The sequence below is a fragment of the Lachnoclostridium sp. An14 genome (genome assembly GCF_002160755.1).
Lineage (GTDB): Bacteria > Bacillota > Clostridia > Lachnospirales > Lachnospiraceae > Lachnoclostridium_A.
Window position 1 is genome coordinate 103302 of sequence record NZ_NFLE01000003.1, and the last position, 25486, is coordinate 128787.

General features: G+C 59.3%; 24 protein-coding genes. 19 read left to right on the forward strand and 5 right to left on the reverse strand.

Annotated features, from left to right (window positions below):
- Window positions 1–9: 9 nt before the first annotated feature.
- The 4 genes from B5E84_RS02960 to B5E84_RS02975 all read left to right on the forward strand — a co-directional run bounded on the left by B5E84_RS02960 (window position 10) and on the right by B5E84_RS02975 (window position 3525).
- Window positions 10–804, forward strand: a complete 795-nt coding sequence (locus B5E84_RS02960; RefSeq protein ID WP_087219005.1) for an AIM24 family protein — start codon at window positions 10–12, stop codon at window positions 802–804.
- Entirely contained in the window at window positions 801–1379 is a 579-nt protein-coding gene (locus tag B5E84_RS02965; RefSeq protein ID WP_087219007.1) for a GNAT family N-acetyltransferase, read from the forward strand. Before B5E84_RS02960 ends, B5E84_RS02965 begins: the two co-directional genes overlap by 4 nt.
- A 42-nt stretch (window positions 1380–1421) precedes the next feature.
- Window positions 1422–2264, forward strand: coding sequence for a MerR family transcriptional regulator (locus tag B5E84_RS02970; RefSeq protein WP_087219010.1), 843 nt, complete (start codon window positions 1422–1424; stop codon window positions 2262–2264).
- Window positions 2265–2442: 178 nt separating this feature from the next.
- On the forward strand, window positions 2443–3525 hold the full coding sequence (locus B5E84_RS02975; protein ID WP_162612795.1) for an oxidoreductase: 1083 nt from the start codon (window positions 2443–2445) through the stop codon (window positions 3523–3525).
- A gap of 116 nt (window positions 3526–3641) precedes the next feature.
- Here B5E84_RS02975 and B5E84_RS20785 read toward each other — a convergent pair whose 3' ends face one another.
- The gene (locus B5E84_RS20785; protein ID WP_204248527.1) at window positions 3642–3815 is read right to left on the reverse strand and encodes a DUF6774 domain-containing protein; all 174 of its coding nucleotides are present in this window, start codon (window positions 3813–3815) and stop codon (window positions 3642–3644) included.
- Window positions 3816–4102: 287 nt separating this feature from the next.
- On the opposite strand from B5E84_RS20785, the gene B5E84_RS02980 reads away from it, so the two are divergent.
- From B5E84_RS02980 to B5E84_RS02990, 3 genes are all read left to right on the forward strand, one after another.
- Window positions 4103–5128: an aldo/keto reductase gene (locus B5E84_RS02980; protein WP_087219016.1), complete on the forward strand. Its 1026-nt coding sequence runs from the start codon at window positions 4103–4105 to the stop codon at window positions 5126–5128.
- 17 nt (window positions 5129–5145) lie between these two features.
- A complete protein-coding gene (locus B5E84_RS02985; RefSeq protein ID WP_330374165.1) occupies window positions 5146–5751 on the forward strand; it encodes a nitroreductase family protein in 606 nt (201 codons plus the stop codon).
- A gap of 238 nt (window positions 5752–5989) precedes the next feature.
- Window positions 5990–7048, forward strand: coding sequence for a S66 family peptidase (locus tag B5E84_RS02990; protein WP_087219019.1), 1059 nt, complete (start codon window positions 5990–5992; stop codon window positions 7046–7048).
- On the opposite strand, the gene B5E84_RS02995 is transcribed toward B5E84_RS02990, so the two are convergent.
- From B5E84_RS02995 to B5E84_RS03005, 3 genes are all read right to left on the reverse strand, one after another.
- The gene (locus B5E84_RS02995; RefSeq protein WP_143469161.1) at window positions 7030–8502 is read right to left on the reverse strand and encodes a DUF6034 family protein; all 1473 of its coding nucleotides are present in this window, start codon (window positions 8500–8502) and stop codon (window positions 7030–7032) included. The genes B5E84_RS02990 and B5E84_RS02995 overlap by 19 nt on opposite strands.
- 193 nt (window positions 8503–8695) lie before the next feature.
- A complete protein-coding gene (locus B5E84_RS03000; protein WP_087219025.1) occupies window positions 8696–10075 on the reverse strand; it encodes a sensor histidine kinase in 1380 nt (459 codons plus the stop codon).
- Window positions 10072–10746 carry a response regulator transcription factor gene (locus B5E84_RS03005; RefSeq protein ID WP_087219027.1) on the reverse strand — a complete coding sequence of 225 codons (675 nt, stop codon included), beginning with the start codon at window positions 10744–10746 and terminating at the stop codon, window positions 10072–10074. The genes B5E84_RS03000 and B5E84_RS03005 overlap by 4 nt, the downstream gene beginning before the upstream one ends.
- Before the next feature lie 309 nt (window positions 10747–11055).
- Between B5E84_RS03005 and B5E84_RS03010 the strand changes: the two genes are divergently transcribed.
- The 9 genes from B5E84_RS03010 (at window position 11056) to B5E84_RS03050 (ending at window position 20224) form a co-directional block, all read left to right on the forward strand.
- Complete coding sequence (locus B5E84_RS03010) at window positions 11056–12666, forward strand: putative polysaccharide biosynthesis protein (RefSeq protein ID WP_087219030.1); 1611 nt, start codon at window positions 11056–11058, stop codon at window positions 12664–12666.
- A gap of 56 nt (window positions 12667–12722) precedes the next feature.
- Window positions 12723–13193, forward strand: coding sequence for a D-aminoacyl-tRNA deacylase (gene dtd, locus B5E84_RS03015; protein WP_087219032.1), 471 nt, complete (start codon window positions 12723–12725; stop codon window positions 13191–13193).
- A complete protein-coding gene (locus B5E84_RS03020; protein WP_087219034.1) occupies window positions 13190–13849 on the forward strand; it encodes a YkgJ family cysteine cluster protein in 660 nt (219 codons plus the stop codon). Before dtd ends, B5E84_RS03020 begins: the two co-directional genes overlap by 4 nt.
- Window positions 13846–14580, forward strand: coding sequence for a class I SAM-dependent methyltransferase (locus B5E84_RS03025; protein ID WP_087219217.1), 735 nt, complete (start codon window positions 13846–13848; stop codon window positions 14578–14580). The genes B5E84_RS03020 and B5E84_RS03025 overlap by 4 nt, the downstream gene beginning before the upstream one ends.
- 8 nt (window positions 14581–14588) lie before the next feature.
- Complete coding sequence (locus B5E84_RS03030) at window positions 14589–14846, forward strand: hypothetical protein (RefSeq protein WP_087219036.1); 258 nt, start codon at window positions 14589–14591, stop codon at window positions 14844–14846.
- On the forward strand, window positions 14843–15820 hold the full coding sequence (locus B5E84_RS03035) for a tRNA dihydrouridine synthase (RefSeq protein WP_087219040.1): 978 nt from the start codon (window positions 14843–14845) through the stop codon (window positions 15818–15820). The genes B5E84_RS03030 and B5E84_RS03035 overlap by 4 nt, the downstream gene beginning before the upstream one ends.
- Window positions 15821–15980: 160 nt before the next feature.
- The gene (locus B5E84_RS03040) at window positions 15981–17528 is read left to right on the forward strand and encodes a sensor histidine kinase (protein WP_087219043.1); all 1548 of its coding nucleotides are present in this window, start codon (window positions 15981–15983) and stop codon (window positions 17526–17528) included.
- Window positions 17525–18592, forward strand: a complete 1068-nt coding sequence (locus tag B5E84_RS03045; RefSeq protein ID WP_087219045.1) for an ABC transporter substrate-binding protein — start codon at window positions 17525–17527, stop codon at window positions 18590–18592. The genes B5E84_RS03040 and B5E84_RS03045 overlap by 4 nt, the downstream gene beginning before the upstream one ends.
- Before the next feature lie 15 nt (window positions 18593–18607).
- A complete protein-coding gene (locus B5E84_RS03050; protein WP_087219047.1) occupies window positions 18608–20224 on the forward strand; it encodes a response regulator in 1617 nt (538 codons plus the stop codon).
- Between the two features lie 14 nt (window positions 20225–20238).
- Here B5E84_RS03050 and B5E84_RS03055 read toward each other — a convergent pair whose 3' ends face one another.
- The gene (locus B5E84_RS03055; protein WP_087219050.1) at window positions 20239–21321 is read right to left on the reverse strand and encodes a GntR family transcriptional regulator; all 1083 of its coding nucleotides are present in this window, start codon (window positions 21319–21321) and stop codon (window positions 20239–20241) included.
- Window positions 21322–21725: 404 nt separating this feature from the next.
- Here B5E84_RS03055 and B5E84_RS03060 point away from each other — a divergent pair, with 404 nt between their 5' ends.
- The 3 genes from B5E84_RS03060 (at window position 21726) to B5E84_RS03070 (ending at window position 25485) form a co-directional block, all read left to right on the forward strand.
- The gene (locus B5E84_RS03060) at window positions 21726–22793 is read left to right on the forward strand and encodes an ABC transporter substrate-binding protein (RefSeq protein WP_087219053.1); all 1068 of its coding nucleotides are present in this window, start codon (window positions 21726–21728) and stop codon (window positions 22791–22793) included.
- Between the two features lie 164 nt (window positions 22794–22957).
- Complete coding sequence (locus tag B5E84_RS03065; protein ID WP_087219219.1) at window positions 22958–24445, forward strand: sugar ABC transporter ATP-binding protein; 1488 nt, start codon at window positions 22958–22960, stop codon at window positions 24443–24445.
- Window positions 24442–25485, forward strand: a complete 1044-nt coding sequence (locus B5E84_RS03070) for an ABC transporter permease (protein WP_087219055.1) — start codon at window positions 24442–24444, stop codon at window positions 25483–25485. The genes B5E84_RS03065 and B5E84_RS03070 overlap by 4 nt, the downstream gene beginning before the upstream one ends.
- Window position 25486 lies beyond the last annotated feature (1 nt).

A 25486-nucleotide genomic window follows, 5' to 3' on the forward strand; every position in this document is an offset into this window, starting at 1 on the left:
AGGAATCTTATGTATCAGATCGGGAATTTTCTGGACAATGACGATATTAAAATTGTGGATTCGGCGGGGGCGTTTACCGTAGTGGAATACCAGCGGGATTTCAGCGTGACCCCTCAGAATGCCATGACGGCCTATTTCAGCAACGCTATGAACGTGAGAAAGCGCCAGGTGGTCTGTCAGTTAAGCAAATCCCCGGTGACGGTGCAGGCGGGAGCCATGCAGTGGATGGTGGGAAATGTGAACGCCACCACGGGAATCAAGGGCGTGGGCGACCTGCTGGGAAAGGCCGTGCGGGGCAAGGCCAGCGGCGAGTCCGCCATCAAGCCGGAGTATACCGGAGACGGGACCCTGGTGTTAGAGCCCACCTACAAGTATCTGATTCTGGTGAACGTGGCGGAGTGGGGCGGCTCCATCGTGCTGGACGACGGCCTGTTTCTGGCCTGTGAGTCCGGTCTGAAACACAAGGCAGTGATGCGCTCCAACCTCTCCTCTGCCGTAGCCGGCGGCGAGGGCCTGTTTAACCTCTCCCTGGTGGGCAACGGGATCGTCTGTCTGGAATCCCTGGTTCCCAAGGAGGAGCTGGTGGAGATCACTCTGAACAACGACGTGCTGAAGGTGGACGGCAACATGGCCATCGCCTGGAGCGGCAGCCTGCAGTTTACGGTGGAGCGTTCCGGAAAATCCCTGATCGGCTCCGCGGTGTCCGGCGAGGGCCTGGTAAACGTGTACCGGGGCACGGGAAAGGTGCTTATGGCTCCGGTGAATATTTCCGGAGCGGGCGCTGGTCAGGAGGCGCTCAAATGATCATTCGGTTTGCGGAGGAGACGGACAGCAGGGAGCTCCTTAGAATCTACGGGCAGTATATGGACACTCCCATTACATTTGAATACGTCCTGCCGTCAGAGGAGGAGTTTGCGGGAAGGATCCGAAGTATCCGCCGGGAGGGCTATCCCTATCTGGTCTGCGAGGAGAACGGACGGGCGGTGGGCTACGCCTATGCCCACAGGGCCTTTGAGCGGGCGGCCTATCAGTGGGACGCGGAGCTTTCCATTTATCTGGACAAGGGGCATACGGCTGCCGGTCTGGGAGGCCGGCTTTACCGGATCCTTATGGAGCTTTTGGCCCTCCAGGGGGTGCGCACCGCCTACGCCTGCGTGGTTTCCCCCAATCCAAAGAGCGAGCGGCTGCACCAGCGGCTGGGCTTTGAGCGGATCGGGGAGTTTTGCAACACCGGCTATAAAAATGGGAAATGGCTGGACGTGGTGTGGTTTGAGAAGAAAATCGGCGTCTGCGGCCCGGAGCCGAAACCGGTGATGCCGGTCTGGGAGCTGGAGGAGAAAAAAGTGAGGGAAATTCTTCAAAAAGGCTTGACCTTATAGCTGCTCGAACCTTTATCCTGGAGACAGGAGGGAGGGATAAACATGACGGGAATCGGAGATGTGGAAAAACGCACCGGGATCAGCCGGCAGAACATCCGATACTATGAAAAGGAAGGACTGCTGAAACCGGGCCGGAACCCGGAAAACAGCTACCGCCGGTACGGGGACGAGGATGTGAAACGGCTGTTTCAGATCAAGCTGCTGCGGAAACTGGGAATGCCCATCGGGGAAATCCGCCGGGTGCTGGAGGGAGAGGTGACGCTGGGAACGGCTCTGGCCGCCCATCAGTCGGCCCTGAAAGAGGAGCGGAAACAGCTGAAGGATGCCGCGGATTTCTGCGGCCGCATTCAGGCCAGCTGTCTGGAGGAATTGCAGGCGGAGGAATATCTCGCCCAGATGGAGCTGGAGGAGACGCGGGGAGCCCTCTTTGACGATTTTGTCCGCGATTTTAAACAGGTGGCAAGGGATGAAGGAAAGCGGTATTTCACCTTTATGCCGGATACCATGTGCTTAAACCCCAGGGAGTTTACAGACGCCCTGTTCGCTTTTGGAGAGAAGGAGGGGCGGGAGCTGGTGGTCACAAAGGAGGGAATGTATCCGGAGTTTACCCTGGACGGGGTGGAGTATGAGGCCCACCGGGTGTTTTCCCGGTACGGGGCAGTGGTGCACTGCGTCCGAAAGGGGGAAAAGCTGGAGGAGATCCCGGAGAAACGGCGGCGCGGGCTGCGGCTGCTGTACCGGCTCATAGGGCCGGCCGCTGTGCTGCTCTTTGTGGTGGTCATTCATTCCCGGAACCCAGAGGGGATCCCCTGGGTGCTGCTGCCGGTTTTGGTGATGATCGCGGCCTGGCTGGGCGGACGGTATTTTGACCATTTTAAAGAATGATTTCCGGTCTGGGGCCGGGAAGAAATAGCAAGTGGGAATAGGGGCTGTTCTGACCCAATATAATTGACAAAGTCAATTAATTGTGATAAGCTGTGGCAAACGCCCGGGCGAGACAGGAGAACGGGGATGTTCCCTGCCTGTCTCCGGAGAAAGAAGAAAAGAGACGAGGAGAATGGAAATGGAACGATTATTTACCCCCTGCGCCATCGGGAATGTAAAACTAAAGAACCGGGTGGTATTTGCGCCCACATCTCTGGGCGGGCACGGGCTGGAGCTTTACCGGGAGATTGCTGCGGGCGGGACGGGACTGGTTATTTTGCCGGACGTGTCGGTACAGCCGTCTATGCTGGGGGCGCCGTCCCTGGATTCGGGGTGGTTTTTTCCCTATTTCCGACAGGTGCTGTACCTTTGCCGGAAGGAGGGCTGCGAGGCGGCGCCTCAGCTGTTTTTTCCGGAGTATGACTTGGCCTATGTGGGCGGCCTGTTTCAGAACCGGCAGAGCCTGGGAGCGGAGGAGGTGCGCCGGAAGATGGCGGAGAATGTGGACGGCTACTGCGACAGCTTAAGCGAAACTCAGGCGGAGGAGATCATTGCCCGCTTTGGGGCGGCGGCAAAATACGCGGCGGCGGCCGGGTTCCGCCTGGTGCAGATCCACGGGGACCGGCTGCTGGGCAGTTTTTCCTCGGCTGTGTTTAACCACAGGACGGACCGGTACGGAAAGCGGACGGCCTTTCCGGCGGCGGTGGTCCGGGCGGTGAAGGAGGCGGCGCCGGAGCTGGCGGTGGACTACAAGCTGACCGTGCGCACGGAGGAGCCGCGGCTGGGCCGGGGCGGAGTGGCGATCGGGGAGGTGCCGGAGTTTGTCCGCGCGCTGGAGGAGGCCGGGGCGGACAGCTTTCACGTGGCCGCCGCCAACCACTCCAACCTGCGGGACACGATCCCGGCGGCGAACCATCCCTTTTTGCGGGGAGAGGGCTGTTTCTCCCATCTGGGAGAGGCGGTTTTAAACTGTGCCTCAAAGCCGGTGTGTCTGGTGGGGAAAATTCAGCACGGAGCCTTCGCGGAGGGGCTGGTGGAAAGAGGATACGGCTTTGTGGGCCTGTCCAGACAGCTGATCGCCGATCCCCAGTGGCCCAACAAGGTGCGGGCCGGTCGGGAGGAGGAGATCCGCTACTGCGTTTACTGCAATCAGAAGTGTGTGGGCGGCCTTATGAGCCATAAGCCGGTGGGCTGTGTGCTGCGGCAGGAGACGGAAGGCTGACGGTTTCCAGAGCGGGAGAGGATGGGACGGGAGCGCCCTGCGGCGGCCTGGAAACCGGATGGGACGGGGCGGCGGGCGGCTGAAAACCGCCCGTTTTCAGACTTTGGCCCAGGCGTTTACGTTTCCTGTTCTTTGGGGCCGCACAGGGCCTGGTGGGCGGCGATGGTGGCCAGGGTATCGCCAAGCTGCATCAGGACGGAGCTGATGAGAACGAGCTCCTCCGGGGATTTTCCCTCCGCGATGCAGCAGGCCAAGGTGGAGATGGAGACTGCGAATTCACAGGACTGCATAGAAATCACCTCGAAACAGTGTATGCGCCAGAGGGGGCCGGTTATGAGCGGACGTCCTTTCCGGAAGGAGGCGCACTCCGCGCAAAGGAATATGTCTGCTGACGCAGCCGCGTTTTGGCGCGAGTGTGCGTCAAGCACACACTTTTTTGCGCGAGTCCCGCCCGTTTCCCGCGTGTTTCCGGCGCCTCGGAAACCGTTGCATTTCCTCCTCCTTTTTAGGTATAATGGAACCAAACATCGAAAACTGATGGAAGATCATGAGGAAGATTACGAAGGAGGGGATTTTCATGAAGGATATGGTAAGGCTTGGAAAGACGGGGATCACCGTATCAAAAAACGGGTTTGGCGCCCTGCCGGTGCAGCGGGTGACCATGGAGAAGGCGGTGGAGCTGCTGCGAAAGGCCTACGATGGCGGGTTCCGCTTTTTTGACACGGCCCGCTCCTACTCCGACAGCGAGGAGAAACTGGGAGAGGCCCTGGCGGACGTGCGGGGGGAAATCTATCTGGCCACCAAGACGCCGGCCAAGGACGGGGACGGCCTGAAACGGGATCTGGAGACATCCTTAAAGCTGCTGAAAACGGACTACATCGACATTTTCCAGTTTCACAACCCGGCGTTCTGCCCGAAACCGGGGGACGGCACCGGCCTTTACGAGGCTATGGCGGAGGCGAAGGAACAGGGCATGGTGCGCCACATCGGCATCAGCAATCACCGGATCTACGTGGCAGAGGAGGCCATCGCATCCGGCCTCTATGAGACCCTGCAATTCCCGTTCTGCTATCTGGCCACGGAGAAGGATCAGGAGATCGTGAGAAAATGTCAGGAGGCGGACATGGGCTTTATCGCCATGAAGGCCCTGTCCGGCGGCCTGATCACCAACGCCGCCGCGGCCTACGCCTATCTGGCCCAGTTTGACAGCGTCCTGCCCATCTGGGGGATCCAGAGGCAGCGGGAGCTGGAGGAGTTTCTGCAGTTTATGGACGAGCCGCCTCAGATGAATGAGGAGATTCAGGCATTGATCGACCACGACAGGGCAGAGCTTTCCGGAAACTTCTGCCGCGGCTGCGGCTACTGTATGCCCTGCCCCGTGGGGATAGAGATCAACACCTGCGCCAGAATGAGCCTGCTGATCCGCCGTTCTCCCTCGGAGAAACAGCTCACGGAGAAGGCACAGGCCATGATGAAGAAGATTGAGGACTGCCTCCACTGCGGCGCCTGCGCGAAAAAGTGCCCCTACGGCCTGGACACGCCGAAACTGCTGGAGGAAAACTATAAGGATTATCAGGAAATCCTGGCGGGAAAACCTCTTTAAAAGGAGATTTCCCCGGGATGACCGCAAGGGCGGAAACGGAGGGGGCCGGAACTTCCGGGATGGGATGTTCCGGCCCTTCGGAAACCGTTCAGAGGGTGATGAGAGGAGGAAATCAGATGGATGCCATCTTTAAGCGAATCAGCGTAAGAAAATACGAGAGCCGGCCGGTGGAGCCGGAGAAGGTGGAGCGGCTGCTGCGGGCGGCTATGGCGGCCCCGTCTGCCAGAAACCAGCAGCCCTGGGAGTTTTATGTGGTGACGGACCGGGAAACGATCCGGGAGCTGGCGGGATGCAGTCCCTACGCCTCCTTTTTGCCGGAGGCGCCTCTGGCCATTGTGCCCTGCTACCGGAAGGAAGGGCTGACGGCCCCGTCCTACGCGGAGATCGACATGAGCATCGCCACGGAAAACCTGCTGCTGGAGGCAGCGGATCTGGGGCTTGGGGCCTGCTGGATGGGGATCGCGCCGGTGCGGGAGCGGATGGACGCGGTGAACGCGGTTTTGGGAAACCCGGATGGCCTGGAGGCCTTCGCCCTGGTTTCCTGCGGCTACCCGGCGGAGGAGCGGCCTCAGCAGGATCGCTACGAGGAAAGCAGGATTCACTGGATTCCGGAGAAGAAGTGACGCCGGAAGGGACTAGGAAAACTGGCGAGAATGTGCGCCTATGGCGTACATTTTGAATGGCATAGGAAAGAAAGTTCCCTATGCCATTCACGTTTCTGACGAAACCCGCGTTTTACAGGAAGGGACGGACTGTTGATACAGCCGGACTCCGGCATGGGTGTACGCTTGTAACGAACATTTTCGCGCGCTTTAAATGCCATAGGAAACGCACACAGTTCATAGGAAAAGGAGGAGATGTATGAACTATCCGAAACCATTGGGAGAGAAGGGGACCATCGGGTTTGTGGCCCCGTCTTTCAGCTGCGGCATCGAGCCCTACCGCACCATGTTTCAGCACGGGCTGGAGACCTTTTCGGCCATGGGCCACGGCCTGGATCTGGGGCCGAACTGTTATGAGGAAAAGGGAATCGGCATCAGCAACACCCCGGAGGCCTGCGGGGCGGAGCTGACGGAGTGGTACTGCCGGAAGGAGAATGACGTCCTCATTTCCTGCGGCGGGGGAGAGCTGATGTGCGAGATTCTGGATCACGTGGATTTTGAGCGGATCCGGGCGGCGGAGCCGAAGTGGTACATGGGCTTTTCCGACAACACCAATTTCACCTTCCTGCTCCCCACCCTCTGCGACACGGCGTCCATCTACGGGCCCTGCGGGGCGGTGTTCGGCATGGAGCCGTGGCATGAGTCGCTGCGGGATGCCTACGGGCTGCTGCGGGGGATAAAAAAACAGGTATCCGGTTATTCCCTGTGGAGCCGGGAGACGCCGGAAATGGGCGGCCCGGACCGGGAACAGGATCCCCTGGCGCCTTACCGCCTGACGGAGCCGAAGGTGTTAAAAAGCTTTGTGGGGGCGCGGGCTGTGGGGTCGGAGGAGGAGCTGGAGCTGTCCGGCCGCCTGGTGGGCGGCTGTCTGGACTGCCTGGCAAACCTGGTGGGCACCTGCTATGACGGAGTACGGCCCTTCGCGGACAAGTACCAGGAGGACGGGATCCTCTGGTTTTTAGAATCCTGTGATCTGGGAGTCATGGCCATTCGCCGGGCCATCTGGGAGATGAAACACGCCGGTTGGTTCCGTCACGTGAAGGGCTTTCTCATCGGCCGGCCTCTCTGCTTTGGCCAGGAGGCCATGGGCCTGGATCAGTACCGGGCGGTGACGGACCTGCTGGCGGAGTACGAAGTGCCCATCATCATGGATGCCGACTTCGGGCACCTGCCGCCGATGATGCCCCTGATGTGCGGCGCGGCGGCGAAGGTGCGGGTGAAAGGAAATGACATTTCCATTCAGTACGAGAAAAGATAGTAGGAATCCGGTTCGCCCATGATCTGGCCGTCCAGGGCGCTGATGGAGAGCAGCAGGTTCTGGGCGGTGGAATGCCTCGTTCCCTGTCCGTCTCCGGCGGAATCTGTGAATTCCAAAATCTGCTGGCTCTCACCCAGAATCTGCTGGCTCTCACCGGAGGAGGAATCCACGGTGACGTACAGGGAGGACGTATCGGAGAGGAAGAACTCCAGGGAACCGTAGAAATTCCAGACGGGGATCAGGGAACCATCGCCCTCATCGCCGTACTGAGGCAGGTACTCCAGGGCCACCTCTGTCACCGTTCCGCGGAGGTTCGGCCCGGAGCTGTCCGTGTCTGAGGAGTGCCAGGCGCGGCACTGCTGCTCAAATATTTCCCCGATGGAGGAAAAGGGGAGAAGGAAGGGCTCGGAATCCAGGGAGTCCCCTACAGTGTTGAAACCGATGTCCTTAAATTCCAGCAGCTGTCCGTCCCAGGCGTACAAAATCTCCACGTACTGGGAGGCGGGAAGGGAGCCGTTGAAATAGGAAATCCGGGAGTCGGCGGCAGGGATGCCTCCGGCGCTCAAGGTGTAGCGGAGCTGCAGGCCGTAGTCGCCGCGGAACTGGAGCTTGTAGTCCTGGCTCTCCGGGTCGGAGGAGCGGAGCCGTTTCCACTGGAAATTTTGGAGGGTCATGTGGGAGAGATCCATGGAGGCCAGCAGATCCTCCGCCTTTTGCTCCAGGCTGGCCCGCAGCCGTTCTTCCTCCTCAGAGGAGAGGGAGAAGTCCGACAGGTCGTTGGAATGAAAGTTTCCGTCAGAGGCAGCGGTAGTGCTGGTGCAGCTGAGCCAGAAAATAGGGGTGGGCGCCGCCGTGGAGCGGGTGGTTTCGCTTTCTGTTTCTATGGTTTCTATTTCCATGTTTCCGTCGTGGATGGAGAGCTGGTAGCCGGAGCGGCCGCTGGCGTTTGGCAGCACCGTCTGGCCGTTGCGGGAGACGAGCACCTGATCCATGGGGACGCCGGCTTTCTCCAGGGCGTCGGTCATCTTGTCGATCTGCCCGTCTTCATAGGTAGCCTGGGACAGTTCCCAGGTGGGGGCGGCAGAGACGTCGGGAAGGATGACCGGGGCGTTTGCCGTCAGATCCAGGACGTCCGTCTGCACGTGAACCTGGTAGGTCTCCGGCGCCTCGGTCTGGGCCCGGAGGGAGGCGCCGGTGCCGGAAGTTCCGGAGGTTCCTCCCTGGCTGGAGGAATCCGAGGAGCTGCCGCCACCGTCCGGATTTCCGGGATCCCCGGCGTTTCCGTTTTCCTTGTTTTCCGTTTCCTCATCTGTCTCTCGGATGATCACCGTTTCCTCTTTTCCGCAGCCGGAAAGCCCGGCGGCGGGGACCAGGGCGGCCCCAAAAAGAGCCGCCATCCCCAGGGCGCGGGCCGGCGGGAGGGAAAATCGTAAATATCCGTTCTTTTGTCTCATCATCATTGCTCCTTTCACTGCGAAACCGGTTTTTACCGGTTCCGTTTCTGTTCTGCCATAGAAGGCTGCGTTTCCCATGCCACAAAAGCCTCCGGCGGGATGTGTACTCCGCGCAGAGGAAGATGGCTGCCGGCGCAGCCGCGTTCCGGCGAGAGTGTGCGCTGCTGCGCACACCTTTTATGAAATGAGCATATCACGGCTGTCTTCCAAAGTATTCATCGTTTTGTAAAGGTTTTGTAAACGCCACAGTCACCGTTGTCCCCTGGCCTTCCCGGCTCTCGATGGTTAAGGAGGCGCCGTGGAGGGCGGCGATGCGCTCACAGAGGGCCAGCCCCAGGCCGGAGCCGCCCTGGCTGCGGGAGCGGGAACGGTCGGCCATATAGAAGGCCTTGGTCACGTGGGGCAGATCCTTTTCCGGGATGCCGCAGCCGCAGTCTGCCACGATGAGTGTCCCCGGCCGGGCCGAGAGATGGATGGGGTCGCCGGGATGGGAGGCGCGGCAGGCGTTCTGCACCAGGTTTGTGAGCAGGCTTTCCAGGAGGACGGCGTCCCCCTGAAAAGAGACAGGCTGCGGACAGTCCAGAAGAAGGCGGACGCCCCTTTCCTCCAAAAACGGGGCGCAGTCCTGGCGAACCTGCCGGAACAGGGCCTCTGCCGGGACCTCCTGGAAGGAGATGGAGTCGTTTTCATAGAGGCCCAGCAGGCTTAAAAGGCGGGAGGAGAGCTGTTCCATCCTGGCTCCCGACTCGTAGATGCGTTTGAGGGCCGCCGTCTGGGCTTCTTTTGGAAGGCGCACGTGGAGCAGGCTGTCGGCGTAGCCCATGACGGAGGTCATGGGAGTTTTCATCTCGTGGGCCAGGGCGCCTAGGAGGAGCTGTAGATCCTCCACCTGCTGTTCCACCTGGTCTGACATCCGGTTGAAGGCCTGTCCCACCTGTCCCAGCTCGTCGGAGGAGCGGATGGTCACCTTGGCCCCCAGCTCTCCCCGGCTGATGGCGGCAGCGGCGTTTTTCAACTCCTCCAGGGGACGGAGGGCTCCGGTGAGAAACAGGGTCAGAAGGAGGGAGACCCCCAGGGAGGAGGCCAGGAACATGAGGCCTGACCAGGCGGCCTGCCGTCCGGCGTTTTCCCAGACGGAGGACACGTCCGACGCCGCCAGCACCGAGAACCCGTCGGGGTAAGGGAGGGGCTCCAGGAGCAGGAGAATGCGGCGGCCGCCCACCTCCTGGACGGCGTACTCCCCTGTGAGGGGGCTAAGGTCCACGATCTCGTAGCCAGTGAGGTTGACCAGAGGTTCCCCGTCTTTGATCAGGGCATAGCCGTCCTCGTAGCAGCGGCGGAACTGGTATTTTAAGTAGGCGTCCCTGGCGATCTCCCCCATGTCTTCAAAATCCTCCCTGGTGCCCACCTGCTGGAAGGCCCGGCCGGCGATGGCCAGCTTTTCCCGCTCCCCGGCGGCGGCTGTGTCCAGGCTGTAATTTTTAAAAGAGAGGGCGGAAACGGTGCCGCAGAGGGCGAAGGCGGCGGCGGATACCCCCAGGATGGCGGCGGTCAGCTTTGTCTTCAGTTTCATAGGCTGTCGTCCTCAAACAGGTATCCGGCCTTGGGGATGGTGCGGATGGCCGCCCCCGCCTTCAGCTTTTTCCGCAGCCAGGCCACGTGGACGTCCACGGTCCTGGTTTCCCCGCAGAAGTCGTTTCCCCACACCAGGTTTAGCAGGCGGTCCCGGCCCAGCACCACGTTCCTGTTTTTAAGAAACACGGCCAGAAGGGAAAACTCCATGGGCTTTAAGGGGATTTCCCGTCCCCCTTCCGTCACCCGCCGCCGGCCGAGATCCACGGTCAGATCCCGGTAGGTGAGGACGGAACGCATCCGCCCCGTCCGCTCCAGCACCTTTTCCATCCGCACCAAAAGCTCCAGGATCTCAAAGGGCTTGACGATGTAGTCCTCCGCCCCCGCCCGCAGGCCCTTCACCTTGGAGGAAACGTCCCCTTTGGCGGTGAGATAGATCACCGGCACATCCGCCCGTTTAAAATCCTCCATGAGCTGAAAGCCGTCCGGCCCCGGCAGCATCACGTCCACAAGGGCCAGATCCGCCTGTTTTCCCTTCTCCTCCCGCAGGGCGGCCCGCACCGACTCCCCGTCGTCAAAGGCCGCCGTCTCATAGCCCGCCGCCGTCAGGCTCATACAGATCAGATCGGAGATGGCCGGCTCGTCCTCCACCACAAAAATTCTGTTTTTCATATCCGCCTCCCGGAAATCTTCCTGTGTTGCTTGATTACTTCATAATAGGATAGCAGGGATCCAAGGTCAGGCATCCGGCAAAACGCTTTTGCGCGGAGGAACCCTGGCCTTGAACCCCTTTCCCCATTATAGCATTCCGCCGTCGGGAAATCTTTAACAAAATGTAAATCTTTCCCCGCCGCCCCCGGCTGCCGCACAGCCGTCCCCGCCCGCCAACAATTCCTTGAAAACAGCGTCTCCCTGTGATAAAATGGGACTGTTTTTGAGACGCTAATACGAAAGAGAAAATCAGGAAGGTGCGAGTGGAAAATGGGCAAGAAGAACGACAATTATCTGGTGCAGGGCAGCATCCTGGCGGCGGCCGGGATCATCGTGCGCCTCATCGGACTGTTTTACAAGGTTCCCATGACCAGGATTCTGGGAGATGAGGGGATCGGCTATTACAACACGGCGTATGAAATTTATAATATCGGACTGATCCTGTCCTCCTACAGCCTTCCTCTGGCGGTTTCCAAGCAGATCGCCTTAAGCCGCAGCGGAAAGAGGCCGGGGGACGTAAAACGGGTGTTTGACTGCGGCATCGCCTTCGGAGTGATCACCGGCGGCGTGATGACGGCGGTGCTTTTGGCGGGGGCGGACCTCATTGCCAGCCTGCTGTTTCAAAGCCCCGGCAGCGCCCTGCCTCTGCGGGTGATGGCCCCCACCATCCTGGTGTTTGCGGTGATGGGCGTGTTCCGCGGCTTTTTCCAGGGGCGGGGAAATATGATCCCCACCTCCGTCTCCCAGATCATCGAGCAGGTGGTTCACGCCGGCGTGAGCATCTGGGCCTCCTACGATTTCATGAACCGGTTCGCGGACAAGCCAAACCCCGCCTCCTACGGGGCGGCGGGCGGCACCCTGGGCACCTTTGTGGGGGCTTTGGCGGCCTTTTTGTTCCTGGCGGCGATGATGGCCCTCTACAGCCGGGGGCGGCGCAGGCGGGATCCTGGCCGCTGTTCCTCCTATAAGAGGGTGGCCCTGGCCCTGTTCCTCACCGTGGTCCCCATTATTTTAAGCCAGACGGTGTACCAGTTGAGCGGGACGGTGGATAACTCCATGTTCGGCATCATCATGGGTGGAAAAGGGTTTGCGGAGAAGGAGAGAATGGAGCTTTTGGGCATTTACAGCGGCAAATACCGCTTGCTCACCAATGTGCCGGTGGCCATCGCCACCTCCTTAGGCGCCTCCATGATCCCCAGCATCGTCACCTCCAAGACCACGAAAAAGTACGGCGAGGTGCGGCGAAAAATCTACATGACCATCAAGTTCAATATGCTCATCGCCATCCCCTGCGCCGTGGGAATGGGCGTTCTGGCATCCCCCATTTTGCAGCTCCTCTTTGGGGACAGCCGGGAGATGTCGGCCAGGCTTTTGATGATGGGCGCGTCGGCGGTGGTATTCTTCTCCCTGTCCACGGTGACCAACGCCGTGCTTCAGGGCATTGACCTGATGGCAAAATCCGTGACCCACTCCGCCATTTCCCTGGCCATCCACGTGGTGCTGGTATACGTGATGCTGGATCTGCTGGAGTGGGGCGTCTACGGCCTGGTGGTGGGAAATGTGACCTTCGCCCTGGTGGTCTGCGTGCTGAACTGGGTGTCCATTGGAACGGCCATGCGCTACCGCCAGGAGGTGATTTCCACCTTTGTAAAGCCCCTGCTGGTGTCGGTGGTGATGGGAGTGGTGGCCTTTGGGGCCTACCATCTGGTGCATTTCCTGATCCATTCCAACACTGTGGCCCTTCTGATTTCCGTGCCCCTGGCGATGGTGGTCTACGGAGTGGGCATCGTGGTCACGGGGACGGTGCGGAAAAAGGAGCTGATGGAAATGCCCATGGGCAGCCGCCTGTACCGGCTCTGCCGCAAAGTACATCTGATGTAAGATTTGAGATCCATGGTAGTTTTGACACTGCCAGATACAGTTTGGAGGGATAAAAAATGAGAATGGTCATTCAGCGGGTCACCTCCGCGTCCGTGACAGTGGACGGTCAGGTGATCGGAGAGATTGGAAAGGGATTTCTGGTGCTTTTAGGGGTCCAGGAGACGGACAGCGAGGAAATCGCCGATAAAATGGTGGATAAAATGTGCCGCCTGCGCATTTTTGAGGATGAAAACGGAAAGACAAACCGGGCGCTGGCGGATGTGGGCGGGGAGCTTTTGGTGGTGAGCCAGTTCACCCTCTACGCCGACTGCCGCAAGGGCAACCGCCCCAGCTTTATCAAGGCCGGCCCGCCGGATATGGCAGACCGGCTGTACCAGTACGTGCTGGAAAAGTGCCGCGGCTACGCCGGAAAGGTGGAGAGCGGCAGCTTTGGCGCCCATATGGAAGTGAAACTGGTAAACGACGGGCCCTTTACGGTGGTGCTGGACAGCGACGAGCTGTGGAAACAGACGGAGGACAGACGGTGAGACGAGAGGTGCGCATGGAGGACATCTCCGACGGGAAACTTTACACGGCGGAGGATATGGTGCGGGCCGGCTGCGGGGACTGCGCCGGCTGTTCCGCCTGCTGCCGCGGGATGGGGGATTCCCTGGTTTTGGATCCTCTGGACGTATATCGCCTGAATATTGAGGGAAAAGTGGGGCTTAACGAGCTGTTTTCCCGGTATTTGGACTTCCATGTGGAGGATGGCCTCATTCTCCCCCACATGAAGATGACGGAGGCCTGCGGCTTTCTGGATGAGAACGGCCGCTGTCAGGTCCACCCCTTCCGGCCGGGGATCTGCCGGCTGTTTCCCCTGGGGCGGTTTTACGAAAACGGCGGGTTCCGCTATTTTTTACAGGTGAACGAGTGTAAAAAGAAAAACCGTTCCAAGGGAAAGGTCAAACACTTCTTAGACACCCCCGACCTGCCCCGGTATGAGAAGTACGTGGCGGACTGGCACTATTTTCTGCTGGACGCGCAGAAGGGGATCAGGGCCATGGGAGACCAGGGGCGGGCGAAGGCGGCGAATCTGTACCTGCTGAACCGGTTTTTCCTCACACCCTATGACGGGAACCGGGAGTTTTACGGGCAGTTTTATGAGCGGCTGGAGGAGGCCCGCGCCAGATGGGAGGAGCTATGAGAGAAAACCGGTACGACGACCCGAAATTTTTTGAAAAATACAGCCAGATGGACCGCTCTGTAAAAGGCCTTTCCGGGGCGGGAGAGTGGGAGACCCTGCGGCCTCTGCTCCCGGATTTTGCGGGGAAGCGGGTGTTGGACATGGGCTGCGGCTACGGCTGGCACTGCCGCTACGCCGCGGAGCAGGGGGCGGCTTACGTCCTGGGCTTTGACCTGTCAGAGAAAATGCTTCAGACGGCAAAGGAAAAGACGGACAGCCCGGTGGTGGAATACCGCCGCCTGGCCATGGAGGATATGGACTTCCCGGCGGAAAGCTTTGACGTGGCCTTAAGCTCCCTGGCCCTTCACTACGTGGAGGACTACCGGGGCGTGGTGGAGCAGGTGAAAAGGGCGCTGGTTTCCGGAGGATCGTTCATTTTCTCCGTGGAACACCCGGTGTTTACCGCCGCCGGAAGCCAGGACTGGTATTACGGGGAAAACGGGGAGATTCTCCATTTTCCCGTGGACAACTACTATTATGAGGGAAAACGGAACGCGGTGTTTTTAGGGGAACAGGTGGTGAAGTACCACCGCACCTTGACCACCTATCTGGGGGGGTTGCAGGACTGCGGATTTTTGCTGAGCCGGGTGGCGGAGCCCATGCCTCCGGCATCCATGCTGGACACCGTTCCGGGAATGCGGGATGAGATGCGCCGGCCCATGATGCTCATTGTGGCGGCGGAAAAGAGATAGGAGGAGCTATGGAGTGCAATTATTTTGCCCTGGATCACGCGGTGGCCCGATGGGCGGGACGGACGGTGCGCTACGACGGCCCCACGGAGGCCCTGCAGGGAAAGACGGGCCGCCTGGAGGTGGTCTTTGATGAGAACTGCTGCGCCCCCACCCAGGAGCAGCGCTACCTTTTTCAGGGAAAGGACGCCACCTGGATGATGACGGGGGAGGAGTTTGAGCGGGAGCTGCCCCATTTTTCCTGCCCGGAGCCGGAGGCGGGGCTGTGAGGATCTACGCCGCCCCCATGGAGGGGATCACGGGATACATTTACCGGAACGCCCATTTCCGGTGGTTCGGCGGGGTGGACCGGTATTTTACCCCCTTTATCGTGCCGGGGAAAAAGCGGGGGTTCCGCTCCCGGGAGTTAAACGACATCCTTCCGGCCCACAACGAGGGGGTGCCGGTGACGCCCCAGATCCTCACCAACGACAGCGAGGACTTTCTCCACACCGCCGCCATTTTGCGGGATTACGGCTATGAGGAAGTGAATCTGAATCTGGGCTGCCCGTCGGGGACGGTGGTGTCCAAAGGCCGCGGCTCCGGGTTTCTGGCGGTTCCGGAGGAGCTGGACGGCTTTTTGGAGCGGATTTTTTCCGGAACGGAGATGAACATTTCCATCAAAACCAGGATCGGCCTGGAGGAGCCGGAGGAATTTGACCGGCTGTTGGAGATCTATAAAAAATACCCCATCCGGGAGCTGACGGTGCACCCGCGGGTACAACGGGATCTGTACCGGAACGAGCCGCGGTGGCAGGTGTTTGCCAAGGCCCTGGAGCTGCCTGGGATCCCCGTCTGCTATAACGGCGACCTGTTTTCCGTGGCGGACGCCGCCGCCTTCCGGGAGGAATTTCCCCAGGTGGAGGCGGTGATGCTGGGCCGCGGGCTCATCGCCGGTCCGGGGCTGGCAGCCGGGGTGCGGGCGCAGGCCCCTGTCACCGCGAAAAAAGAAACCTTTGCCGCCTTCCACCAGGAGCTGCTGGAGGGCTACTGCCGGGAAATGTCCGGGGACCGGAACGTGCTGTTTAAGATGAAGGAGCTGTGGGCCTACATGATCCACCTGTTTCCCGACGCCGGCGGCTACGCCAAAAAGCTGCGCAAGGCCAGCCGGGTGACGGAATACAGCCTGTGGGTAAACCGTCTGCTGGCGGAGCGGGAGCTTTTGCCGGAGGCGGACACCTCCTTCCTGCGGCAGGGGCGGTGAACCCAGCAAGGACGGTAACCCGGCGGGGGCGGTGACCCGGCGGGAGACGGCGGCCTGCTCGGAACACGCCCCGCCCCGTCCGGAACCCTTCTGCTGCCTGTTTCCACGCACACCGGGGGCGGTTTTGCCGTCCCCGAAACCAGATTGGAGAATCCAACAAATGAAAATGACCCCGATCCGCCTGTCCATCAACAAAAAGCTGCTCCTTCTCTCCCTGGGGCTGGTGCTGCCTTTCTGCGTGCTGATCGTCTTTCTGCTGCTGTCCATGACCCGGTACAGCCGCACCTACGACCAGATCGTAAGCAATCTGACGGTGGCCAACAATTACAACTTAAACTTCAAGGAGGAGATGGACGAAAGCCTTTACAAGCTGGTGGTGGGCTATATCGACTACGAACACATTTCCGAGGACGGGACTTTAAAAGACCCTTACGCCCTCATCGGCGAGCTGCGGGATGAATTTACCGACCTGCGCGACATCACCACCGAGGCGGAGAGCCGGGTGTGGCTGGAGAGCCTGCTGCGCAACATCGACACCCTGGAAAAGCGGGTGGACGACATCATGGAAAACATCCGCATCGGCGGCCGCTACGACGAAAACATCCGGGAGCTGGACAACAACATCTACATCCTGACGGAGTTGATCCAGGACAACATCCAGCACTACATCTACTACCAGACGCGAAGCATGGAACAGACCACCGCGGACCTAAACCACCAGATCACCAGTTTCATCGTGGTCTGCGGCAGCCTTCTGCTGGCCTTAGCCTGCATGGCGGTGGCGGCGGCCTTTGTCATCACCTCCGGCATCCTGCGGCCGGTGGGAGAGCTCTACGAGGCCACAAAACGGGTGGCGGCGGGAGATCTGGACGCCAGGGCCAGGGTGGACTCCAAGGACGAGCTGGAGACCCTGGCAGTGGGCTTTAACGACATGGCGGAGCATATGCAGGACCTCATCGGCAAGATCAAGGAGGACGAGCAGCGGATGCGCCGGGCCGACCTGCGCCTTCTTCAGGAGCAGATCAACCCCCATTTCCTCTATAACACCCTGGACACCATCGTCTGGCTCATCGAGTGCAACCAGGACGACGAGGCGGTGAACATGGTGGTGACTCTGTCCAACTTTTTCCGCCTGGTGCTAAGCCGCGGCAAGGAGTTCATCTCCCTGCGGGAGGAGGAGCAGCACATCCGCAGCTACCTGGAAATCCAGGAGGTGCGCTACCGGGATATTTTAGACTACGAGATCCGCATTTCCCCCTCCCTCTACGAGTACCAGATTCTGAAACTGACCCTCCAGCCCCTGGTGGAAAATGCCCTCTACCACGGCATCAAGTACAAGCGGGCCAGGGGCTGCATCCGGGTCACCGGGGAAAAACAGGGGGAAAACCTCCTGCTCACCGTCAGCGACGACGGGGTGGGCATGGAGGAGGCGGATCTTCTGGAGCTGCGCCGGGAGATTAAACGCCCCTGCAGCGAGACGGAAAAGGGCTTTGGCCTGGCAAACGTCAACGAGCGCATCCATATGTATTTCGGCCCCCAGTACGGCATGGAGATCCAGTCGGAGAAGGGAAAGGGAACCACGGTGAAACTGACGATCCCGGCAGTCTTAGCCTGGGAGGGAAGACCCTTTCCCGCAGGGGCGGAAGGAAACCTACCGGAGGCAGGCAGAACCGGGATTTCCGGAACAGATGGGGAGGTGCAGGGATGAAGAAGGAAAGAAACAGGAAAAAACGGCGTTCTCTCCTCTGGCTGACGGCCGTTCTGGGAGCGGGAACCGTCCTGGGAGCCGGCCTTCTCTCCGGCTGCGGACAGCCGGGGCCGGAGACCGGCAGCCAGGGACTTCCTGCGGAGACGGAAACCCTTTTGCCGGAGGAGGATCTGGTGGTGGTGGGAATGTCCCAGGTTGGCAGTGAGTCCATGTGGAGGACGGCAAACACCAACTCCATTCAGAACGTGTTTACCCAGGAAAACGGCTATTTCCTGCTGTTTGACAACGCCAGGCAGAAACAGGAAAATCAGATCAAAGCCCTCCGCAGCTTTATTTCCCAGCGGGTGGATTACATCATCTTTTCCCCCATTACGGAATCGGGCTGGGATACGGTTCTCCAGGAGGCGAAGGAGGCGCAGATCCCCGTCATCATCATCGACCGGAAGGTGGATGTGAAGGATCCCTCCCTCTACGTCTCCTGGGTGGGCTCTGACTTTATGAGAGAGGGGCGCCAGGCGGGGGAGACCCTGGCGGCGTACCTGGAACAGCAGGGCCGCACGGAGGAGAGCATCCGCATTGTGGTGCTGCGGGGCACAGAAGGATCCACCGCCACCATCGGCCGCACAGACGGATTCCGGGAGGTGGCTGCGGAGCATGAAAACTGGCTGATCTTAGAGGAGGCGGACGGGGATTTCACCACCGCCAAGGGCCATGAGGAGATGGAACGGATGCTGGAAACCTACCAGGACATCGACGTGCTCATTTCCCAGAACGACGATATGACCTTCGGCGCCCTGGAGGCCATCCAGGACGCGGGAAAGACGGTGGGAACAGAGGGGGACATCATGGTGTTTTCCTTTGACGCCACCAAGAGCGCTCTAAAACTGGTGGAACAGGGGATGGTCACCGCCGACATCGAGTGCAATCCCAATCAGGGGGAGTACGCCGAGGAGGTGATCCGCCGGTTGGAACAGGGAAAACCGGTGGCAAAGCTCTATTTTGTGCCGGGACAGATCTTTACGGAAGACAATGTGTCAGACGCCATCGAAGGACGGGCGTACTAGAGAAAGGAAGGCCTTGTGTTAAAAGTATTTATTGTAGAAGACGAGACGGTTATCCGGGAGGGATTCCGGGATAAAATCCCGTGGGAGCAGTACGGCTTTCAGCTGGTGGGAGACGCGGGGGACGGGGAGGTGGCCCTTCCCCTGATCCGGAAAATCCGGCCGGACGTACTGATCACCGACATCAAAATGCCCTTTATGGACGGGCTGTCCTTGAGCGAGATCGTAAAAGAGGAATTTCCCAAGACGAAAATTATCATCATCAGCGGGTACGACGATTTTGAGTACGCCAGGCAGGCCATCCGGGCGGGTGTGGACCAGTACCTGCTAAAGCCCATCACCAGGCAGACTTTAAGAGGGGTGCTGGTGGAGCTGCGGGAAAAGATTGAGCAGGAGACGGAGCAGCAGGACTACCAGGACCAGTATCAGGACGAGATGCAGGAGTTTGAGCAGTTCGCCCTCCGACGGTTTTTTGAGAAGATCCTGGACGGAAAGCTGTCGGTAAAGGAGATTTACGAGGAGGCGGCCAGGCTTTCCCTGCCCCTGACGGCGGCCAGCTATAACCTTCTCCTCTTTTCCGTCTACGAAGCCAGCGAGTCCTCCTCCCTGGAGCGGCGGGAGTGGTTTACGAGAAAGCAGGAGGAGGTGTTTCACTACTTTCTGCGCCATCCCCAGTACATCCTGTTCCGTCTGGACGTCAACTGCTACGGTGTGCTGATCAAGTCGGAGACAGCCCTGATGGAGGATCTGGCGGACCGGGCCCTGGATCACATCAAGCGGGTGTGCGGCCCGGAGGAGGAGCGGATCCGCTGGTACGTGGCGGTGGGGACGCCGGTGGAGCGGCTCAGCTCCCTGCCCCAGTGCTATGAGCGGGTGAATCACTGTTTCGCCTACCGGTTTATCATGCCCGCCCTTCACATCCTGTCGGAGACCACCCTGGCAGGCTTTCTGGCGGACCAGGAGGAGAAAAACATCGGCCAGGTGGACTTTATGCAGATGGATCCCGACATTATCCGGGACTTCCTCTCCCGGGGGACGAAAAAGGAGATCCACGGCTTTGTGGAATCCTACCTCCAGAACATCCAGAACGCCTTAAAGTCCAGGATGTTCCGGGATTACGTGATTTTAAACATCCGTTTCGCGGTGGTGGCCTTTTTAGAGTCCATCGGGGCCAAGCAGGCGGAGTACATGGGGCGGATCGAGCAGGCGGTGCAGGCCATCCACAGAGAGGATCGGGAAATCTCCCTCTATTTTGTGGAAATGCTGGGGACAGCCATGGACCAGCGGGAGGAAATCAACAGCTATCAGGGCGGAAAAATGTTAAAGAAGGCCCTGGAGTACATCGACGCCAACTTTGACAGCGAGACCCTGTCCCTCAACCAGGCGGCGGAGAGCATCGGGGCCAGCGCCAACTATTTAAGCGCCGTGTTCAGCCAGGGGATGCAGAAAACCTTTGTGGAATATGTGACGGAGAAGCGGATCGAGAAGGCCAAAAAGCTCCTCCGCCACACAGACAAGACCTCCGGCGAGATCGCCAGGGAGGTGGGATATAAGGACGCCAGGTACTTTGGCTTTGTGTTTAAAAAGCTCCAGGGGTGCAGCCCCAGGGAGTACCGGGGAGAGGGCCGGAAATAACGCTGGAACCGGAGCTACCGTTTCAGCTTTGTGCTCTCCCTGATAATCAGTTCCCAGCGGGATTCCTGTAAAGAAACGGGGATCCCGTTTAATGTTTTTATGACCGTCTCCGCCGTCAGCCGTCCCATCTCATGGGGGCGGTGGGCGAGGGAGGTGAGGGGGAGGCTGCTGTGGCTGCTTAAGTAGGTGTTGTCAAAGGAGGCGATGGCCATGGCGGCGGGGAGCTCATACCCGGCCCGCCGGAAGGCTCCCGCCAGGCGGTAGGCGACCCGGTCGTCAAAGCAGATCACGGCGGTGCAGGAGGACAGAAGGCGGGTCATGATCACCCGGAAAACCCTCACCTCCTCCTCCGGGGAAAGGCGGCGCAGCTCCCCGGAGCTGTACCAGCAGACGTGGCTGTCCTGGAAGGGCAGGCCCAGGGAAAGCAGAGTCTCGGAAAAGCCCAGATACCGCTCCTGTCCCCGCAGGTCGTCCCAGGGAAGGACGGCCCCCATGGCCCGGTGGCCCTGGGAGGCCAGATGGCGGACCAGCAGGGAGCTGCCGGAATCGTTGTCATCCTTCACCGTCAGGACGCCGGAAAGCCCGGGATAGGAGCTGCCCAGAAACACGGGACGGCAGCCCTCCCGGATCAGGCGGCGGTAGAGATCCAGGTTGGGATTTGGGAGGGCGCTGCGGCAGGGCTCTGCGACCATGCCGCGGGGCGGCCGGCAAAGCAGGTCGGAGAGGATGTCCCTCTCCCTGGCCACAGAGCCCTCCGTCACCAGCACTTCAGAGGAAAATCCCCCCTCAGAGAGGCGGGAGCGGATGTCCTCCAAAAGGCCGGGATAAAGGTAGTCCTGATCCTCGGAAATGAGGATGGGGATGAGGTTTTCCTGGGGGGCGGCGGACAGGCCGGTGATGTAGGAGCCGCTGCCCCGCCGTTTGGAGATCACTCCCTCCTGCTCCAATAAGGCCAGGGCCGCCCGCACCGTCTGGCGGCTCACCCCGTAGGTGGAGCACAGCTCCTGCTCTGTGGGAAGGCGGTGGATCCCGTCCCGGATGCTTTGGCGGATCAGCAGGGAGAGCTGTTCCTTCAGCCATTCATATTTCAGCGCCATAAAAATTCCTCCTGAAGGGCCAGGCAGCGGACAGACCTCAAAATTTGGGCGGGTCTGCCCGCCGTCCCGGCCGAAAATACGTAAAAAATCATACATTCATCGTAAAATAACATACATTTTCCTTCCATTCTGAAAAAATACACAGGACAATAGGAGGAAAAAATCCGGAACAGTTCCGGTAAAATCCGAAAAAATCTTCATTTTGCGGAAGAAAATCGGTGTTTCATCAAAAGTTGTCCGCAATTCCCATTATATCACCCCGAATTTGTATTGTAAACTATTGCCAAATCCTGGAAACCAGAGGGATTGTCCATTGAACCCCGCCGCCGTCTGCTATATGATGGAATCACAGGGAGGACATCTCCCAGTAGCTCGAAAACCATAAAAAAGCGGAGGTAACAATCATGAAAAAGAAAGCATTGGCAACCATGTTGGTAGTGTCTATGGCAGCAGCAGGACTGGCAGGCTGCGGCGGCGGTGGCACCGAGACCACGGCAGCTCCCACCGAGGCAGCAGCAGCTGAGGACGACGCAACGGAAGCAGCGGCTGAGGACGATGCGGAAGAAGCAGCGGCACCGGCAGCAGACGGCGAGCTGATCCGCGTAGGCATCATCAACAACGACCCCAACGAGTCCGGCTACCGCACCGCCAACGACGCGGATTTAAAGGCAATGTTCACCGAGGAGAACGGCTATGACGCCTCCTTCGCATACAGCTTAAAGAACGACGAGCAGATCACCGCGGCTCAGAAGTTCATCCAGGACGAGGTAGATTACTTACTTCTGTCCGCAGCGGATACGTCCGGCTGGGACAGCGTGCTCCAGGACGCTCAGGACGCAGGCATCGGCGTAATCCTGTTTGACCGTACCATCGACGCCAGCGAGGATCTGTACCTGGCATCCATCGTATCCGACATGGACAAAGAGGGCGAGACCGCAGTCAACTGGCTGGCAGATCAGGGCCTTGACGAGTACAACATCATCCACATCCAGGGCGTAATGGGTTCCGCGGCACAGCAGGGACGTACCGGCGCTCTTGACGCGAAGGTAGCCGCTGAGGACAACTGGAATCTGGTAACCCAGCAGACCGCTGAGTGGAACTCTGAGAAGGCACAGCAGATCGTTCAGTCCGTAATCGACGCCGGCACCGAGTTCAACGTAATCTACGCTGAGAACGACGACATGGCCAAGGGCGCTGTGGCAGCTCTGGACAAGGCAAACATCTCTCACGGCGTTGGCAAAGACGTGATCATCATGGGCTTTGACTGCAACAAGTGGGCTCTTGAGGAGCTGTTAGCACAGAACTGGAACTACGACGGACAGTGCAACCCGTTCCAGGCATCCTACATCGACGAGGTTATCAAGAAGGTAGAGAGCGGCGAGGAGATCACCGAGAAGACCATCATCCTGGAGGAGAAGGGCTTTGACGCTACCACCATCACCGAGGAGGATGTGGAGAAGTACGGAATCTAATAGACGGATCCGGACACACATAAACCGATCATAAGGAGCGCGGCGCGGCATTCCTGTTATGGTATGGACGCCCGCGCTCTTGTTAAATCAAAACGCAGGTCCGAAGGAAAGGACCGGCAGGAGAGGAGTGAAGATTGCCGGTGAAAGAGAACGCGGTATTGGAAATGAAAAACATACACAAAAGTTTCCCCGGCGTGCGCGCTTTAGACGGCGTGGATTTTTCTCTGTGTGAGGGGGAAATCCATGCTCTCATGGGCGAGAACGGGGCCGGAAAGTCCACCCTGATCAAGGTGCTGACCGGTGTGTATGAAAAAGACGAGGGAGACATTTTCTTAAAAGGCCATGATAAGGCCGTGGCCATCCGGTCTCCCCAGGACGCTCAGAATCTGGGCATCAGCACGGTGTATCAGGAGATCACCCTGTGCCCCAATCTGACGGTAGCGGAAAATATGTATATCGGCCGCGGAAAGTCCAAGCTCACCAAGTGGAGAAAGATGAACGCGGACGCCGACCGGATTCTGGAGAACCTGGGAATCCCGGCAAAGGCAAACCAGCAGCTTTCCGACTGTTCCATCGCCGTCCAGCAGATGGTGGCCATCGCCAGGGCGGTGGATATGGACTGTAAGGTGCTGATCTTAGACGAGCCTACTTCCTCCTTAGACGAGTCCGAGGTGGAAAAGCTGTTCGGGCTGATGAAGGATTTGAGAGCCAGAGGGGTGGGCATCATCTTCGTTACCCACTTCTTAGACCAGGTGTACGAGGTCTGCGACAAAATCACCGTGCTCCGGGACGGCCGTCTGGTGGGCGAGTACGTTATCGAGGATCTTCCCAGAGTAAAGCTGGTGGCGAAAATGCTGGGCAAAGAGCTGGACGACATGGAGGAAATCAAGGACGAGAATCAGATGTACAAAGGGCCGGACGAGCGGGTCATCGAGGTAGAAGGCTTACAGAGCGACGCCGGCATCAAGCCCTTTGACTTCTATATCAAGAAGGGCGAGGTCAATGGCTTTACTGGACTTTTGGGCTCCGGCCGAAGCGAGTGCGTCCGCGCCATTTTCGCCGCCGACAAGGTGGTGGCCGGCACTGTGAAGAAGAACGGCAAGGCCGTGAAGATCACGAAACCTCTGGACGCCATGAAAAACGGCATCGCCTACCTGCCGGAGGACCGGAAACGGGACGGCATCGTGGGAGATCTGTCCGTGCGGGACAACATCATTCTGGCCGCCCAGGTACTCCGCGGATTCTTCCGCCCCTTCTCCAAGGCAGAGGCGAACAAGTTCGCCGACGAGTACATCAAGCTTTTGGAGATCAAGACGGCTTCCGCCGATACTCCCATTAAATCCCTCTCCGGAGGAAACCAGCAGAAGGTGATTTTAGCCCGCTGGCTGCTCACCCATCCGGAGTATTTGATCTTAGACGAGCCCACCAGGGGAATCGACATCGGAACGAAGATCGAGATCCAGAAACTGGTGCTGAAACTGGCCTCCGAGGGAATGAGCGTGACCTTTATCTCCTCTGAGACGGACGAGATGCTGCGCACCTGCTCCCGCCTGGTGGTCATGCGTGACCGGAAGGTGGTAGGCGAGCTGTCCAAGGACGAGCTGACCCAGAGCAAGGTAATGGAGACCATAGCAGGAGGTGGAATGGAATGAAAGTGAAAAATAAACAGATATTTATTCCCCTGGCGGCCCTGCTGCTCCTGGCCCTCTTTAACCTGGCCATGGATCCCAGCTTTTTCAAGATCAGCCTGGGAAACAACAGCGCGGGAGACCCGGTGCTCACCGGATACCTGATGACGATTCTGGACTACGGCTCTGAGGTGGCGATCTTAGCCATCGGCATGACCCTGGTGACGGCGGCCTGCGGCGGACAGGACATCAGCGTAGGCGCGGCAGTGGCCATCGCCGGCTCTGTGATCCTGCGGGTATTAGTGGGACAGGGAGGAGACGGAACCCTCCAGGCCCCCATTATCGTGGCGTTTCTCATCGCCTGCGTGGTGGCCATGCTCTTTGGCGCCTTCAACGGCGTGCTGGTGGCCATCTTTAATATCCAGCCCATGGTGGCGACCCTGATCCTCTACACGGCAGGCCGCTCCATCGCCGCCTGGATCAACAACAACGAGCTGCCCATCGTGACGGATCAGACTTTCACCTACTTCGGCGGCTTTATCCCGGGAATCCCGGTGCCCACCCCCTTCTTTCTGGCTGTGGTGTGCGTGGTGCTGATCCTGCTGGCCTTAAAATTCACAAACCTGGGCCTTTACACCCAGGCGGTGGGAATCAACGCCAGCTCCTCCCGGTTAAACGGCTTAAATCCCACCTTCATCAAGTGGCTGAGCTTTGTGATCCTGGGCCTGTGCGTGGCCGTGGTGGGACTGATCAAGACCAGCCGCCTGTCCACCATCAACTACTCCGTAATCGCCAAGGACATTGAGATGGATGCCATCCTGGCGGTGGCCCTGGGCGGAAATGCCCTGAGCGGAGGCAAGTTCAACATCATGGCCTCCATCCTGGGCGCCTACGTGATCCAGTTCCTGACCACGACGCTCTACAAGTTCAACGTGTCCTCGGACGCCCTTCCGGCGTACAAGGCCGTGGTGGTGATCATCCTGGTGGTGATCAGCGCGCCGGCAGTGAAGGACAAGCTTGCCGCTTACGGCAAGAAATGGAAAAAGCAGAAGGAGGTCGGATGAG

Bases quoted from the DNA above. Each gene is read 5' to 3' on its own strand.
- B5E84_RS02960 (WP_087219005.1), top strand. From the start codon at position 10: ATGTATCAGATCGGGAATTTTCTGGACAATGACGATATTAAAATTGTG.
- B5E84_RS02965 (WP_087219007.1), top strand. From the start codon at position 801: ATGATCATTCGGTTTGCGGAGGAGACGGACAGCAGGGAGCTCCTTAGA.
- B5E84_RS02970 (WP_087219010.1), top strand. From the start codon at position 1,422: ATGACGGGAATCGGAGATGTGGAAAAACGCACCGGGATCAGCCGGCAG.
- B5E84_RS02975 (WP_162612795.1), top strand. From the start codon at position 2,443: ATGGAACGATTATTTACCCCCTGCGCCATCGGGAATGTAAAACTAAAG.
- B5E84_RS20785 (WP_204248527.1), bottom strand. From the start codon at position 3,815: ATGCAGTCCTGTGAATTCGCAGTCTCCATCTCCACCTTGGCCTGCTGC.
- B5E84_RS02980 (WP_087219016.1), top strand. From the start codon at position 4,103: ATGAAGGATATGGTAAGGCTTGGAAAGACGGGGATCACCGTATCAAAA.
- B5E84_RS02985 (WP_330374165.1), top strand. From the start codon at position 5,146: ATGACCGCAAGGGCGGAAACGGAGGGGGCCGGAACTTCCGGGATGGGA.
- B5E84_RS02990 (WP_087219019.1), top strand. From the start codon at position 5,990: ATGAACTATCCGAAACCATTGGGAGAGAAGGGGACCATCGGGTTTGTG.
- B5E84_RS02995 (WP_143469161.1), bottom strand. From the start codon at position 8,502: ATGAGACAAAAGAACGGATATTTACGATTTTCCCTCCCGCCGGCCCGC.
- B5E84_RS03000 (WP_087219025.1), bottom strand. From the start codon at position 10,075: ATGAAACTGAAGACAAAGCTGACCGCCGCCATCCTGGGGGTATCCGCC.
- B5E84_RS03005 (WP_087219027.1), bottom strand. From the start codon at position 10,746: ATGAAAAACAGAATTTTTGTGGTGGAGGACGAGCCGGCCATCTCCGAT.
- B5E84_RS03010 (WP_087219030.1), top strand. From the start codon at position 11,056: ATGGGCAAGAAGAACGACAATTATCTGGTGCAGGGCAGCATCCTGGCG.
- dtd (WP_087219032.1), top strand. From the start codon at position 12,723: ATGAGAATGGTCATTCAGCGGGTCACCTCCGCGTCCGTGACAGTGGAC.
- B5E84_RS03025 (WP_087219217.1), top strand. From the start codon at position 13,846: ATGAGAGAAAACCGGTACGACGACCCGAAATTTTTTGAAAAATACAGC.
- B5E84_RS03030 (WP_087219036.1), top strand. From the start codon at position 14,589: ATGGAGTGCAATTATTTTGCCCTGGATCACGCGGTGGCCCGATGGGCG.
- B5E84_RS03040 (WP_087219043.1), top strand. From the start codon at position 15,981: ATGAAAATGACCCCGATCCGCCTGTCCATCAACAAAAAGCTGCTCCTT.
- B5E84_RS03045 (WP_087219045.1), top strand. From the start codon at position 17,525: ATGAAGAAGGAAAGAAACAGGAAAAAACGGCGTTCTCTCCTCTGGCTG.
- B5E84_RS03055 (WP_087219050.1), bottom strand. From the start codon at position 21,321: ATGGCGCTGAAATATGAATGGCTGAAGGAACAGCTCTCCCTGCTGATC.
- B5E84_RS03060 (WP_087219053.1), top strand. From the start codon at position 21,726: ATGAAAAAGAAAGCATTGGCAACCATGTTGGTAGTGTCTATGGCAGCA.
- B5E84_RS03065 (WP_087219219.1), top strand. From the start codon at position 22,958: ATGAAAAACATACACAAAAGTTTCCCCGGCGTGCGCGCTTTAGACGGC.
- B5E84_RS03070 (WP_087219055.1), top strand. From the start codon at position 24,442: ATGAAAGTGAAAAATAAACAGATATTTATTCCCCTGGCGGCCCTGCTG.